The sequence below is a fragment of the Pseudomonas sp. MWU12-2029 genome (assembly GCF_023242425.1).
Lineage (GTDB): Bacteria > Pseudomonadota > Gammaproteobacteria > Pseudomonadales > Pseudomonadaceae > Aquipseudomonas > Aquipseudomonas kribbensis.
Genome location: NZ_JALJDY010000018.1, coordinates 45742 through 59295, shown reverse-complemented (window position 1 = coordinate 59295; position 13554 = coordinate 45742). Strand labels below are relative to the sequence as shown.

Sequence of the window (13554 nt, the reverse complement as noted above, 5' to 3'; positions counted from 1 at the left end):
ACGCATCGGCCTGATGCTTGGGACATTGTGGTGGGGTCAGAACGGCGCCGGACAGTCGAAGCGCAAGCGCTCACCGGTTTGCGGGTGGGTGAAGCTGAGCATGCTGGCGTGCAGGCACAGACGCGGCCAGGCGGCGAGGGCTTGTTCGTGAGCGTAGAGCCCGTCACCGAGCAGCGGATGACCGATGGACAGCATGTGTACGCGCAACTGGTGCGAACGGCCGGTGATCGGCGTCAGCTCGACGCGGCACCAGTCGCCGCAACGTTCCAGCACGCGCCAGAAGGTCAGGGCGTGTTTGCCGAACTCGTGGTCTACGACGTGGCGTGGTTTGGTTGGCGGGTCGTAGCGCAGGGGCAGGTCGATGCTGCCGCTGTCCAGTTCCGGCTGGCCCCAGGCCAGGGCGGTGTAGGCCTTTTCGGTTTCGCGGTCGTGAAACTGCCGCGACAGTTCGCGGTGGGTATCGGCGTCGCGGGCCAGCAGGATGATGCCGGAGGTTTCCCAGTCCAGACGATGGACAATACGCGCTTCCGGGTAGCCGTTTTCCTGCAGGCGAGTGATCAGGCAGTCCTTGTTGTCGTCGGCCCGGCCGGGCACCGAGAGCAACAGGGTCGGTTTGTTCACCACCAGTACGGCGGCGTCCTGATGGATGATGTGGATGTTGGACAGCGGCATTAAAACAGCCTCGTAACAAATGCCAACGGCGGCTCAGGGCCCTTCCGGTGTCGGAAGGGCCCTGAGCCGCCGTCGTTCTTGCCGGATCGACTCAGCGATCGGGCAGGGTGATGTTGAGTTCCAGAATCGAGCAGCTGCCCTGGCTTTCCAGTGCCACGTGTACGTCGTCGTTGCCGATGTTGACGTACTTGCGGATCACTTCCACCAGTTCCTTTTGCAGGGAAGGCAGATAGTCAGGGGTGCTGCGCTGGCCGCGTTCATGCGCCACGATGATCTGTAGACGCTCTTTCGCGACCGAGGCGGTACTTGGCTTTTTGTTGGCACGAAAGAAGTCAAAAAGGTTCATTACCTACCTCCAAACAGACGCTCGAAGAATCCCTTCTTCTCGACATTCAGGAACCGGTGTTCTTTTTCCTTGCCCAGCAAGCGATCAACGGTATCGCTGTAGGCCTGGCCGGCGTCGCTCTGGTCGTCGAGGATAACCGGGACGCCCTGGTTGGAAGCCTTGAGCACGGCCTGGGATTCCGGAATGACACCCAGCAGGCGCACGGCGAGGATTTCCTTGACGTCTTCGACGCCCAGCATTTCGCCTTTTTCGACGCGCTCCGGGTGGTAGCGAGTGATCAGCAGGTGTTCCTGGATCGGCTCTTCGCCGCGTTCGGCGCGACGGGACTTGCTGGCCAGCAGGCCGAGCATGCGGTCCGAGTCACGTACCGAGGACACTTCGGGGTTGGTCACGACGATCGCTTCGTCAGCGAAGTACATGGCCAGGTGGGCGCCTTTCTCGATGCCCGCCGGGGAGTCGCAGACCACGAACTCGAATTGCTCCTTGAGCTCCATCAGGACTTTTTCCACGCCTTCCTGAGTCAGCGCGTCTTTGTCGCGGGTCTGGCTGGCGGCCAGTACGTAAAGGTTTTCCAGGCGCTTGTCTTTGATCAGGGCCTGTTGCAGGTTGGCTTCGCCGTTGACCACGTTGACGAAGTCATACACCACGCGGCGCTCGCAACCCATGATCAGGTCGAGGTTACGCAAGCCCACGTCGAAGTCGACGATTACTGTTTTGTGGCCGCGCAGAGCGAGGCCGGTACCGATAGCGGCGCTGGTGGTGGTCTTACCCACACCACCCTTGCCGGATGTAACCACGAGAATCTTGGCCAAGGTGTTTCACCCCTAAGGAAGAAGGACTGTTCAGCCCCTGAAAAACATCTCTTGAAAACTACTGCAGTCGGACAGCCTTGGCTGGAATTCGGCTTTTGGCCTTTTTCCTACTTCGTTTGAGCCGTTTTCGCTACGTTTTAGAGATGCTTGGAAAATGCGGCAGTATCCGTTAAAGCCGAATGATGTTCAACACGTCGCCCGACAGGCTGACCTGTACACCCGAACCCCACATCGGATCGCGACGCAGGTCTTCGGAAACCTTGTAATGGCCTGCGATGGAGATCAGTTCAGCGCTCAATTGCTGACAGAAAATCCGCGCCTTGGTGTCACCCTTGACCCCGGCCAGCGCACGACCGCGCATCGGGCCGTATACATGGATGTTGCCATCGGCGAGAAGTTCCGCCCCCGGACTGACCGAGGACACCACCACCAGATCGCCACCTTGCGCATATATCTGTTGGCCACCACGTACTGGCGTGGTGATGACGCGGGTCGGTTTGACGGTCGGCTCCGGCGGCTTTTCCGGCTTCTTCGGTGCAACGGGTTCGGCGGTTTCCAGCGGCCGTTCACGGGCGCCGGACGGCGGCAGCACCGGAATGTCGATGGCGATGGCGGCAGCGATGTCTTCGATGCGACTGGCGCGGATCGCCAGGGTGCGCAGGCCGTGCTGGCGGCACACGCGCATCAGGCCCGGCAGATCGACCGCGCCTTCGCTCGGCGGCAGTTTGTCCAGCGCCAAGACCAGCGGCGCGTTGCTGAAGAAATTCGGTGCCTGGGCGACTTTGGCGGCCAGTTGCCGATCGAGGCTGTCCAGGTCGTTACGGGACAGCTCGAGCACCGTGATGGCGAGCATGCTGCCCTTCAACTGGAACACGGGATCTTGGTCTGGCGATTCGTTTTGGCTCATGTCGGCATACAACGGCTTGTCACTAAAAGTGCCGAGACTTATAACGAGAACGCCCGCCAGCCGCAAGCCGGGCTGAACGATGTAGAATGCGCGGCCACTTATTTACGGAAGCTTTAATGGATCGCCCGCGTTTTCGAAAAGCATTTCTCGCTCCGCGCTTCTGGCCGCTCTGGTGCGGCCTGGGGCTGTTGTGGCTGACGGTGCAGTTGCCCTATCCGGCATTGCTGGCCATCGGTCGTTTTCTCGGCGCCCTGATGTATCGCTTCGCCGGCGACCGGCGGCGCATTGCCAAGCGCAATCTGGAACTGTGTTTCCCGGAAAAGTCCGCCGCCGAGCGCAAACGCCTGCTCAAGGAAAACTTCGCCTCCACCGGCATCGCGTTCTTTGAAATGGCGATGAGCTGGTGGTGGTCCCGTCAGCGTCTGGCAAAACTGGCCCACGTCGAAGGCCTCGAGCACCTGCAAAAGGCCCAGCGCGAAGGCAAAGGTGTGATTTTGATGGCGGTGCATTTCACCACCCTGGAAATCGGCGCGGCGCTGCTCGGCCAGCAGCACACCATCGACGGCATGTACCGCGAGCACAAGAACCCGTTGTTCGATTTCATCCAGCGTCAGGGTCGCGAGCGGCACAATCTCGATTCGCTGGCGGTGGAGCGCGATGACGTGCGTGGCATGCTCAAGCTGCTGCGTTCCGGGCGCGCGATCTGGTACGCGCCGGATCAGGACTACGGCGCCAAGCAAAGCATCTTCGTGCCGCTGTTCGGCATTCAGGCCGCAACGGTCACCGCCACCAGCAAGTTCGCCCGACTGGGCAAGGCGCTGGTGGTGCCGTTCACCCAGGAGCGTCTGGCGAACGGCAGCGGCTATCGTCTGGTGATCCATCCGCCGCTGGAAGGTTTCCCGGGGGAGACCGAAGAAGCCGATTGCATCCGCATCAATCAGTGGGTGGAAGGCGTGTTGCGCGATTGCCCCGAGCAATACCTGTGGGCGCACCGGCGCTTCAAGAGCCGTCCGCCGGGCGAGCCGAAGCTGTACGCCAAACGTCGTTGATTCACCCCATCCCATAAGCACCACGGAGCGTTGCGATGAGCCCAGCTGAACCGGTCACAGGTTTGATTCTTTCCGGCGGCGGGGCTCGGGCGGCGTATCAGGTGGGGGTGCTGGCGGCGATTGCCGAACTGCTGCCGCTGGGCGCGGACAATCCGTTCCCGGTGATCGTCGGCACGTCGGCCGGGGCGATCAATGCGGTCAGCCTGGCCAGCGGCGCCACTGACTTTCGGGCTGCCATCGAACGCCTGACCCTGTTCTGGCAGGGCTTTCGCAGCCATCGCGTGCTGCGCAGCGACTGGCCCGGGGTGATCCGCCAGGCCAGCCGTTTCGTCAGTCACAGCCTGCTGGGCATGGGCCGGCAATTGCCGGTGGCGCTGCTCAACAGCTCGCCGCTGCGCCATCTGCTCAATGAAAAACTGCACATGCCCGGCATCGCCGAATCCATCGCCCGCAAGCAGTTGCATGCGGTGGCGGTGACTGCATTCGGCTACGAGTCGGGGCAAGCGGTGACCTTCTATCAGGGCGGCGGCAGCATCGATGCCTGGCTGCGCCATCGACGCATTGGTGTGCCGACGCAATTGACCGTGGAGCATTTGCTCGCCAGTTCGGCGATCCCGCTGTTGTTCGCCCCGGTGAAAATCGGCGAGGAATACTTCGGCGATGGCGCGGTGCGGCAATCGGCACCGATCAGCCCGGCGCTGCACCTGGGCGCGAGCCGGGTGCTGGTGGTGGGCGTCAGCGGCAACCCGCGCGGTTTCGATCCGGCACAACCGCTGGAGCGCACTTACACCGGTCAGCAGCCGACGCTGGCGCAGATCGGCGGGCACATGCTCAACAGCACCTTCATTGACAGCCTGGAAAGCGATATTGAACTGCTCCAGCGTCTGAACCAGTTCAGCCATCTGATGCCTGAAGGCACGCCGATACGCACGCTGGGTGTGGCGCCGGTGGAAGTGTTGGTGATCTCGCCAAGTCAGCCGATCGATGAAATCGCAGCAAGGCATCGTCAGGAGCTGCCGGCGGCGTTGCGGCTGTTCTTGCGCGGGCCGGGGGCGACTAAAACGAGCGGGGCAGGGGTGTTGAGTTACTTGCTGTTCGAGGCGGGGTATTGCAGCGAATTGATCGATCTTGGGCGGCGCGATGCACTGGCCAAGCGCGATGAGCTGTGCCGGTTTCTCGGGATTGGCGAGGCGGTGGTTCCGGCCTGAAATTTGCGGTGCAGCAATCGCTGGCAAGCCAGCTCCCACAGGTTCTTTGGTGTACACAACAGCTGTGAACGACCCATGACCCTGTGGGAGCGAGCTTGCTCGCGATGGCGTCCGTGAGGACGCCGCCGAATCAGAAGTGGAACTTCACCAGGAAGCTGGTCACGTTCTGATTGGTGGTGAAAGCACGGGTGTCGTCGATCCCGTACTTGTCTTTCCAGTAGTCGTATTCCACACCGACGTACAGCTGCTTCTCGCCGAAATTCAGCGCCTTGCCCAGATCGTATTTGACCTGTGGGTTGAAGTGCAGGTTGGCGTGGTATTCGCCTTTGCTGTTGACGTCGTTGTCGACCACCCAGTCCATGTAGCCGTCGATCAGCACGTTCGAGTTGCCGACCGGAATGGTGTAGGACCAGACCGGCGTAATCTGCCAGACGTTGTCACCCGGACGCGAACCTTCGGTGTGACGCTGGTAGAAGTTCAGCTGGAAGTAGTCGAAGCCCGGAATCGCCAGGTCGAAGCCTGGACCGATCAGGTAGGACTCGACGTCGCCTTCGCCGAACTCGTAGGTCATGGCCAGCAGCACGTCTTTGATCGGGCCGAATTCGATCTTCTGGTCGAGCACCTTGCCCAGCGAGATACGTGGCTGGAACTCACCGTAATAGGTGTTGTTGCCGACGCCGCCGTCAGGCTTGCCGTTGTAGAAAATCTTGTCGACGAACAGGAAGTTGTCGCCGTACTTCCACGCATCGGCGTGCTCGAAGGTGACGGTCTGCTGGATGGCCGGGTTGACCTTGAAGTCTTTGCCGTACAGGTAGGTCAGGCTGTTGTTCTGCCATTGCAGCAGGCCGTCGGCCATGGCCTGGCCCCCCGCCAGCATGGTTCCCGCAAGCATCAGGCTGGTGCTCATACGTTTCATTCGGTTGCTCCCAAAGTAGGTATTCCACGTTTATTTTTTTGAGTCGGCGCTCTGGTGTGGCGCCTTTTTTCGTTGCCGCAAAAATCATCCATTCGGTCAGCTTTAATGCTGTTAGCAAGAGCTGAGCCAAGGCTTTTCGAAAAGCAAAAAAACGCCCGTCGGCTGCTGAAAAACAGTCGATTGAGCGTGTTTTCGGGACGCCTCGGTACTAACCGGGGCCGGGATAAGTTGGCCCGTCGGTCAGGAATTAAATCCGGGCTTTTTTTTAGACCGAATTCAGGAGGCCGCGGAGAATACTGACTCAACGGCCAGGCCTCAAGTGCCCCGCAACAGAGCACCGACGACAGGTAGGCGGCACGGTTGCGGGTCATCTTAGAAGTGCACCTTCACCAGCAGGCTGGCGGTGTTCTGATTGGTGTCGAGGTTGTGGCTGCTTTCGACCCCGTATTTGTTCTTCCAGTAGCTGTATTCGGTGCCGACATACAGCTGCTTCTGGCGCCAGCCGAGAGCTTTGCCCAGGTCGTATTTGATCTGCGGATTGATGTGCAGGTTGGCGTGATAGGTGCCGCGGGAGTTCTCGTCGTTGTCGACGACCCAGTCGAGATAGCCGTCGATCAGCACGTCGGAATTGCCCAGAGGAAAGCTGTAGGACCAGCCCGGAGTGATCTGCCAGACACCATCGCCCGGGCGCGGGCCTTCGGTCTGGCGGCGGAAGATGTTCAGGGTGACGTAGTTGAAGCCCGGCACTTTCAGGTCGAAACCGGGGCCGATCAGATAGGCCTCGCTCTCGCCTTCGCCGTACTCGTAGGTCATCGCCAGCAGCACGTCCTTGATCGGGCCGAATTCGATCTTCTGGTCGAAGATCTTGCCGAAGGAGAAGCGCGGGGTGAATTCGCCGTAGTAGGTGTGCGGGCCTTTGTTGCGGTCTTCCTTGCCGTTGTAGAAGATCTTGTCGACGAACAGGAAGTTGTCGCCGTACTTCCACTTGTCGGCATGCTCGAACGTCACCGTCTGCTGGATCGACGGGTTGATCGCGAAGTTCTTGCCGTACAGGTAGCTCAGGCTGTTGGTCTGCCACAGCAATAAATCGCCGGCCATGGCTTGTGTTGCGGCCAGCAGGCCGCCGCTCAACAACACGTTGGTTTGAGTCCGGGTCATCTGTTGCTCCCTCTTGTTTTTATTGTTTGAGGCAAAGCTGTCGCGAGGGGGCAGGCTTGGGCGAGCCCCCTTTTTTACTCTTCGGATCAGTGCGGGTGTGCGTGACAGTCGTTGATGGCCGCGCGCTCGGCGCCGCCCAGGATGTTGAACAACAGGTTCAGCGTCAGCGCGCTGAGGGTGGCCATGGCGATCCCGCTGTGGGTGATCGGGCTCATCCACAACGGCAGGTGGGCGAAGAATTCCGGGCGTACCACCGGGATCAGGCCCATGCCGATGCTCACCGCCACCAGCAACTGATTGCGTCGGTCACCGATGTCGGCTTCCTGGAGGATCTTGATACCGGTGGCTGCCACCATGCCGAACATCGCAATCGCCGCACCACCAAGTACGGCTGGTGGAATCGACGCCACCAGGAACGCCGCTTTCGGCAGCAGGCTGAGGACGATCAGCAGACCGCCGGCAACGATGGTCACCGAACGGCAGCGCACGCCGGTCATTTGCACCAGGCCGATGTTCTGCGCGAAGGAGGAGTGGGTGAAAGTGTTGAAGAAACCGGCAACGAACGATGCGCCGGCATCACACAACAAGCCGCGACGCAGCATGCGCGGGCAGACTTCCTGGCCGGTGATCTTGCCCAGCGCGAGGAACATCCCGGTGGACTCGACAAAGATGATCACCACCACCAGACACATCGACAGGATCGGCGCCAGTTCGAACTTCGGCATGCCGAAATGCAGCGGGGTGACGAACTGAACCCATGGCGCGTTGGCCATGCCGCTCAGATCGACCATGCCGATGGCACCGCAGAGCACGTAGCCCAGGCACATGCCGATCAGCACGGAAATGTTGACCCAGAAACCGCGCATGAAGCGGTGGATCAGCAGAATGGTCGCCAGCACCAAAGCGGCGATGGCCAGATAAATCGGCGAACCGAATTGTGCGGCGCCAGCGCCGCCACCGGCCCAGTTCACGGCCACGGGGAACAGCGACAGACCGATCGAGGTGATGACCGTGCCGGTCACCAGAGGAGGAAAGAAGCGCACGACCTTGGACATGAACGGCGCGATGATCATGCCGAAGAACCCGGCGGCGATGGTCGCGCCGAAGATTCCCTGCAGACCGATGCCGGGCATGCCAGCCATGGCGACCATGCTGCCGACGGCGGCGAAACTGGCGCCCATCATCACCGGCATGCGAATGCCCATCGGGCCTATCCCCAGGGACTGCACGATGGTGGCGATGCCGGCGACCAGCAGGTCGGCGTTGATCAGGAAGGCGATTTCTTCACGACTCAGGCCAGCGGCCTGTCCGATGATCAGCGGTACCGCGATGGCGCCGCCGTACATCAGCAGAACATGTTGCAAACCGACCAGGATCAGTTGCAAAAGGGGCAAACGCTGAATGGCGGGTGCGTCGGGGATGCGCGCTTTGGACAGCTCGGACATGCAACACCTCGGATCTTTTTTATTCTTGTGATTGAACAGCTGCCGGGTTGCTCACAGCTGTTTCTTTGCATCAGGTAAACCGCGTTGCGGCAATTCGCCGGCAAGCCAGCTCCCACACAGGCAGTGCAAAACCCTGTGGGAGCTGGCTTGCCAGCGATGCTTTTACTGCTTAGTTGGTCTGGGCTCCCTGGGCGATCCATGCACCGATCAGGTCACGTTCCTGCTGGGTCATCTGCGTGATGTTGCCCAGTGGCATGATCTGCGTGGTGATGGCTTGCGCCTGGATCCGCGCCGCGTTCTGGCGAATCTGCTCGGGGGTGTCGAACATCACACCGGCCGGGGCAGCGCTGAACAGCGGGCTGGTCGGTTTGGCCGAATGGCAGACCGCGCAGCGTTCCTGGATCACGTTGTGCACCTTGTCGAACGCAGGCCCGGCGTTGGACGCCTGAGCCGGAGCAGCGGCCGGTGCAGCAGGTGCGGCCGGTTGTGCCGCTTCAGCCGGTTTCGCGCCACCACCCAGGGCCGTTTCCGGCAGCGGCTGGTACTCGATTGTCGCAGGAGCCTTGGCCACTTCCGGCGCGGTCGGCATCGGCGCAGGGCCGGTGACGTAAGCCAGGGTGATCATGCCCACCGCTGCCACCGGCAGGGTCCAGGCAAACTTGTGGCTGTCGTGACGGGTGTTGAAGTAGTGACGCACCAACACCGCCAGCACCGCGATCCCGGCCAGGATCAGCCAGTTGTACTGGCTGCCGTAAGTGCTCGGGAAGTGGTTGCTGATCATGATGAACAGCACCGGCAGGGTGAAGTAGTTGTTGTGACGCGAACGCAACAGGCCTTTGGCCGGCAGCGCCGGATCCGGCGTGCGGTTCTCGGCGATCGCAGCCACCAGTGCGCGCTGTGCCGGCATGATGATGCGGAACACGTTGCCGACCATGATGGTGCCGATGATCGCGCCGACGTGCAGGTACGCACCACGACCGCTGAACACCTTGCTGAAGCCATACGCCGCGCCGATGATCAGCACGAACAGGATGAAGCCGAGCAGGGCAGGTTTTTTGCCGAGGGGCGAATCGCAGAGGAAGTCGTAGATGAACCAGCCGGCGATCAGCGAACCGATGCCGATAGCCACGCCTTCAGGGCCGGTCAGGCCGCTGCCGGGTGCCACGAGGTAGAGCACGGGGTTGGAGTAGAACACCACGCAAAGCAGCGCGATCCCCGACATCCAGGTGAAATAGGCTTCCCATTTGAACCAGTGCAGGTTCTCCGGCATCGACGGAGGGGCCAGTTTGTATTTTTCCAGGTGATAGATACCGCCGCCGTGGATCGCCCACAGATCACCGGCAAGACCGGTTTTCGGGTTGACGCGGTTGAGGTTGTTCTCCAGCCAGACGAAGTAGAACGACGCGCCGATCCAGGCCACGCCAGTGATCATGTGAACCCAGCGCACGCTCAGGTTCAGCCATTCCAACAGATGTGCTTCCACAGTCTTTACCTCTCGCCCGTCACTCTTGTTGTCGAGTGATCGGACCTTCTCTTATTGGTGGGGGGCGAGGATCAAACGCTCATCCTCTTTGAAAAAATGCTCATCGCAGTTATTGCCTGTGCCACTGCGATCAACCACCAGGAAGTCATCCCGCTTTTCGATCGTCAGCACCGGGTGGTGCCAGACGCCGCGATGGTAATTGATGCCCTGCCTGCCGTTGGTGACGAAGGCGCGGACCAAGCCTGATACAGGTACATCGCCAAGTGGCGCGACCACGATCAGAAAGGGGTTGCCGAGCAGCGGAATGAAAGCCTGGCTGCCCAGCGGATGGCGTTCCAGCATGCTTACGGTCAGCGGCATGTCCTGCGCGTCGGCGCGGAAGATGCTGATGATCGCGTTGTCCTCGGGCGTAGCGGTTTCGACCGTCGCCAGTTTGTGGAAGCGCATGGTCGAACCGTTGTTGATCATGAAGTGATCGCTGCCGTCGGTTTCGATCACGTCACCGAACGGGGCGAAGGCTTCTTTGGTCAGCGGTTCAATCGTCAATGTGCGCATGCTGTTCTTTTCCGAATTCTGTGTTGTTGGTTCTGCTTTGTGTAAGGAGGGAGCAAGCTCCCCCCTTACAGGATTCAACGCTTACTTGGCGACCTTGCCGAACAGGCGCAGGCGGCTCACACCACCGTCCGGGAATACGTTCAGACGGATGTGGGTGATCGGGCCCAGTGCCTTGATCTGCTCGACGAAGGTGTGTTCGGCGTGCATTTCCAGCTTCTGGCTCGGCAGCAGTTCGCGCCAGAACAGCGACTGGGTTTCGATCTGGCTGTCGGTGCCGCCTTTTACGAACGCGCCCTGGATCGAGCAGCTGTCCGGGTAGTTGCCCTTGAAGTGCAGGGTGTCGACGACGATTTTCTCGATCTCGCCCGGGTGGCCTAGTGCGACGATCACCCAGTCATTGCCTGGCGTGCGACGACGTGCGGTTTCCCAGCCGTCGCCCATGTTGATGCCACGGCCCGGGTTGAGGATGTTGCTCATACGGCCGAAGTGTTCGTCGGAGCAGGCGAGGGCGCGGCCACCGTTGAGGGCTGCAGCCAGGTCGACTTGCTCGTTGTCGCCAACTGCCGACCAGTCGCGGAACGGAATGCCGTACACGCGCAGACGGGCCACGCCGCCATCCGGGTAGATGTTGAAGCGCAGGTGGCTGAATGCCTTGTCGTTGCTGATTTCGTGGTAGTGGTGGCTGTTGCCTTGCAGCTCGACGGCCGACAGCACTTCGGTCCACTGGGTGTTTTCGTCCGGCTCGCCCGAGGCCAGGAAGCACGCTTCCAGCGAGGCCGATGGCGGGAAGTTGCCGGTGAAGAATGAAGTGTCGATGTCCACGCCTTTGATCGAACCCGGTACGCCCAGGCGGATTACCGCGCTGTCGTAGCCTTCGAAGCGCTTGCGGCGCGATTCCCAGCCGTCCATCCACTTGCCGTTATCGTCGAACACGCCCTCCTTCCACACGGCCGGGGTCGGCTGAAACAGACGATTGGCGTCTGCGAACCAGTCATCGGTGACCGAGATGATTTTGGTGCCCAGACGGGCATCGGCCAGGTTGACGAACTTCTCGAAAGGTACGGCGTAAGCTTTCATTCTTCTTGTCTGCCTTTAAATAAGTGGCTTGGGATGCTTGCGAGGCCCTGGGCGTTCTCCGCGTCTGACACGCTCGGGCCATGCTCGCTAAAGAGTCAGTAAACGGAACAGGGCGATCTTGTTGATCTCCGCCAGCGCGCATTTGAACTCGGTGTCGACCGGGTTGTGAATGCGCGTTTCGAACGCCGCGAGGATCTGATGCCGGTTGCTGCCTTTTACCGCCATGATGAAGGGAAACTTGAACTTGGCCTTGTAGGCGTCGTTCAGCTCGGTGAAGCGAGAAAACTCTTCGGCCGTGCATTGGTGAATACCGGCGCCAGCCTGTTCATTGGTGCTGGCTTCGGTCAGTTGGCCCTGGACAGCGGCTTTGCCGGCCAGGTCCGGGTGAGCGTTGATCAGTGCCAGCTGACTGGCGTGATCGGCGCTCAACAGGATGTCGCTCATGCGCTGGTGCAGGGTTTCGATCTGGTCGATCGAGGCGTCCTGGCCCAGGTCGAAGGCCTTCTCGGCCACCCATGGCGAATGTTCGTAGATGTCGGCGAAGGCTTTGACGAAGGCGTCGCGGCTCAGGGTCGACGGTTTCAGGGTTTGAAAGGTGCTCATTTGGCAGCCCCTTGGTACGGGTGGGTTTCGTGCCAGTGACGGGCGATGTCGACGCGACGGCTGAACCACACCTGTTCATGACTTTTAGCGTATTCGATAAAGCGCTTGAGCGAAGCCAGACGCGCCGGACGGCCCACCAGACGGCAGTGCAGGCCGATCGACAGCATCTTCGGTGCTTCGGCGCCTTCGGCATAAAGCACGTCGAACGCGTCTTTGAGGTATTCGAAGAAATCGTCGCCCTTGTTGAAACCCTGGACCTGGGTGAAGCGCATGTCGTTGGTGTCCAGTGTGTACGGGATCACCAGGTGCGGCTTGCCGGTCGGGTTGTTCGGTTCCCAGTAGGGCAGGTCGTCGTCGTAGGTGTCGCAGTCGTAGAGGAAACCGCCTTCTTCCATCACCAGACGACGGGTGTTCGGGCCGGTGCGACCGGTGTACCAGCCCAGCGGGCGTTCGCCAGTGAGTTCGGTGAGGATGCGGATCGCCTCGAGCATGTGCTCGCGTTCCTGCGCTTCGTCCATGTACTGATAGTCGATCCAGCGGTAGCCGTGGCTGCAGATCTCGTGACCGGCCTCGACCATCGCGCGGATCACGTCCGGGTGACGCTGGGCGGCCATGGCCACGGCAAAGATGGTCAGCGGAATGTCGAATTCCTTGAACAGTTTCAGGATCCGCCAGACGCCGGCACGGCTGCCATACTCGTAAAGCGATTCCATGCTCATGTTGCGCGCGCCTTGCAGCGGTTGAGCGGCAACCATTTCCGAGAGGAAGGCTTCCGACTCTTTGTCGCCGTGCAGGATGTTGCGCTCGCCGCCTTCTTCGTAATTGAGTACGAACGACAGGGCGATGCGGGCATTGCCCGGCCAGTGTGGGTGAGGAGGGTTACTGCCGTAACCGATCAGGTCGCGTGGGTAGTCAGCGCTCACTGCAGTCTTCCTTCTTATTCGTTGACAGATTGTGTGGCGCCCTGAAGTTTGGATGGCAGGCTGGCGTCACAGCGATGGGCTGATTGTATACAACTTTATTCTCAATTTGTAAGCCTGAATTTTCGCATTTTTCACCGGCTGTCATCTTTTGCTGTTAACGGCGTGAACCTGCAAGAAACCTGCCTGACCAGTCAGCTAATGGTTCAGGGGTTCAATGAATGCTTGCTTCTCGGGCAGATCCCCGGGAAATCGCGGGATGGCGGAGGTGAGCGGAAAAATGTCGTTTTTATTGTGTACAATTTTTTTGAAAAGTGTCTTAATCAGTCGCTCGCCGCAGCTTTTCGTGCTCCGAAACGGTGCGGTCTCCTTTCAACTGACTTCGGGAGGCGCGAAGTCTGAC

At 60.4% G+C, this 13554-nt stretch carries 14 protein-coding genes; 2 read left to right on the top strand and 12 right to left on the bottom strand.

Annotated elements, in window-relative coordinates; all coding sequences use genetic code 11:
- Nucleotides 1-36: 36 nt before the first annotated feature.
- The 4 genes from M5B44_RS28460 to minC all read right to left on the bottom strand — a co-directional run bounded on the left by M5B44_RS28460 (nucleotide 37) and on the right by minC (nucleotide 2737).
- Nucleotides 37-672, bottom strand: a complete 636-nt coding sequence (locus tag M5B44_RS28460) for an RluA family pseudouridine synthase (RefSeq protein WP_119428454.1) — start codon at nucleotides 670-672, stop codon at nucleotides 37-39.
- 91 nt (nucleotides 673-763) lie between these two features.
- Nucleotides 764-1018, bottom strand: a complete 255-nt coding sequence (minE, locus tag M5B44_RS28455; RefSeq protein ID WP_007960071.1) for a cell division topological specificity factor MinE — start codon at nucleotides 1016-1018, stop codon at nucleotides 764-766.
- Nucleotides 1018-1830 (bottom strand): septum site-determining protein MinD, encoded by an 813-nt coding sequence (minD, locus tag M5B44_RS28450; protein ID WP_064378705.1) that lies wholly within the window; start codon nucleotides 1828-1830, stop codon nucleotides 1018-1020. The genes minE and minD overlap by 1 nt, the downstream gene beginning before the upstream one ends.
- Nucleotides 1831-1999: 169 nt before the next feature.
- Nucleotides 2000-2737 (bottom strand): septum site-determining protein MinC, encoded by a 738-nt coding sequence (gene minC / locus M5B44_RS28445; protein WP_085710676.1) that lies wholly within the window; start codon nucleotides 2735-2737, stop codon nucleotides 2000-2002.
- Nucleotides 2738-2853: 116 nt separating this feature from the next.
- Here minC and M5B44_RS28440 point away from each other — a divergent pair, with 116 nt between their 5' ends.
- Both M5B44_RS28440 and M5B44_RS28435 read left to right on the top strand, forming a co-directional pair.
- Complete coding sequence (locus M5B44_RS28440; protein ID WP_134825961.1) at nucleotides 2854-3786, top strand: lipid A biosynthesis lauroyl acyltransferase; 933 nt, start codon at nucleotides 2854-2856, stop codon at nucleotides 3784-3786.
- 35 nt (nucleotides 3787-3821) lie between these two features.
- A complete protein-coding gene (locus M5B44_RS28435; RefSeq protein ID WP_134825962.1) occupies nucleotides 3822-4994 on the top strand; it encodes a patatin-like phospholipase family protein in 1173 nt (390 codons plus the stop codon).
- A 130-nt stretch (nucleotides 4995-5124) separates the two neighbouring features.
- Here the strand turns inward: M5B44_RS28435 and M5B44_RS28430 are convergent, their stop codons facing one another.
- The 8 genes from M5B44_RS28430 to puuE form a co-directional block, all read right to left on the bottom strand.
- A complete protein-coding gene (locus M5B44_RS28430) occupies nucleotides 5125-5910 on the bottom strand; it encodes an outer membrane protein OmpK (protein WP_085710630.1) in 786 nt (261 codons plus the stop codon).
- Nucleotides 5911-6282: 372 nt separating this feature from the next.
- Nucleotides 6283-7068 (bottom strand): outer membrane protein OmpK, encoded by a 786-nt coding sequence (locus M5B44_RS28425; protein ID WP_134825963.1) that lies wholly within the window; start codon nucleotides 7066-7068, stop codon nucleotides 6283-6285.
- Between the two features lie 86 nt (nucleotides 7069-7154).
- On the bottom strand, nucleotides 7155-8513 hold the full coding sequence (locus M5B44_RS28420; RefSeq protein WP_085608811.1) for a nucleobase:cation symporter-2 family protein: 1359 nt from the start codon (nucleotides 8511-8513) through the stop codon (nucleotides 7155-7157).
- Nucleotides 8514-8682: 169 nt separating this feature from the next.
- Nucleotides 8683-9996: a urate hydroxylase PuuD gene (locus M5B44_RS28415; protein ID WP_248741279.1), complete on the bottom strand. Its 1314-nt coding sequence runs from the start codon at nucleotides 9994-9996 to the stop codon at nucleotides 8683-8685.
- Nucleotides 9997-10047: 51 nt separating this feature from the next.
- The gene (locus tag M5B44_RS28410; protein ID WP_027613342.1) at nucleotides 10048-10551 is read right to left on the bottom strand and encodes an ureidoglycolate lyase; all 504 of its coding nucleotides are present in this window, start codon (nucleotides 10549-10551) and stop codon (nucleotides 10048-10050) included.
- A gap of 81 nt (nucleotides 10552-10632) precedes the next feature.
- On the bottom strand, nucleotides 10633-11628 hold the full coding sequence (gene alc, locus M5B44_RS28405; protein ID WP_085710633.1) for an allantoicase: 996 nt from the start codon (nucleotides 11626-11628) through the stop codon (nucleotides 10633-10635).
- Nucleotides 11629-11715: 87 nt separating this feature from the next.
- Nucleotides 11716-12231, bottom strand: coding sequence for a 2-oxo-4-hydroxy-4-carboxy-5-ureidoimidazoline decarboxylase (uraD, locus tag M5B44_RS28400; RefSeq protein WP_085710634.1), 516 nt, complete (start codon nucleotides 12229-12231; stop codon nucleotides 11716-11718).
- A complete protein-coding gene (gene puuE / locus M5B44_RS28395) occupies nucleotides 12228-13154 on the bottom strand; it encodes an allantoinase PuuE (protein ID WP_007960032.1) in 927 nt (308 codons plus the stop codon). Before puuE ends, uraD begins: the two co-directional genes overlap by 4 nt.
- Nucleotides 13155-13554: the final 400 nt, after the last annotated feature.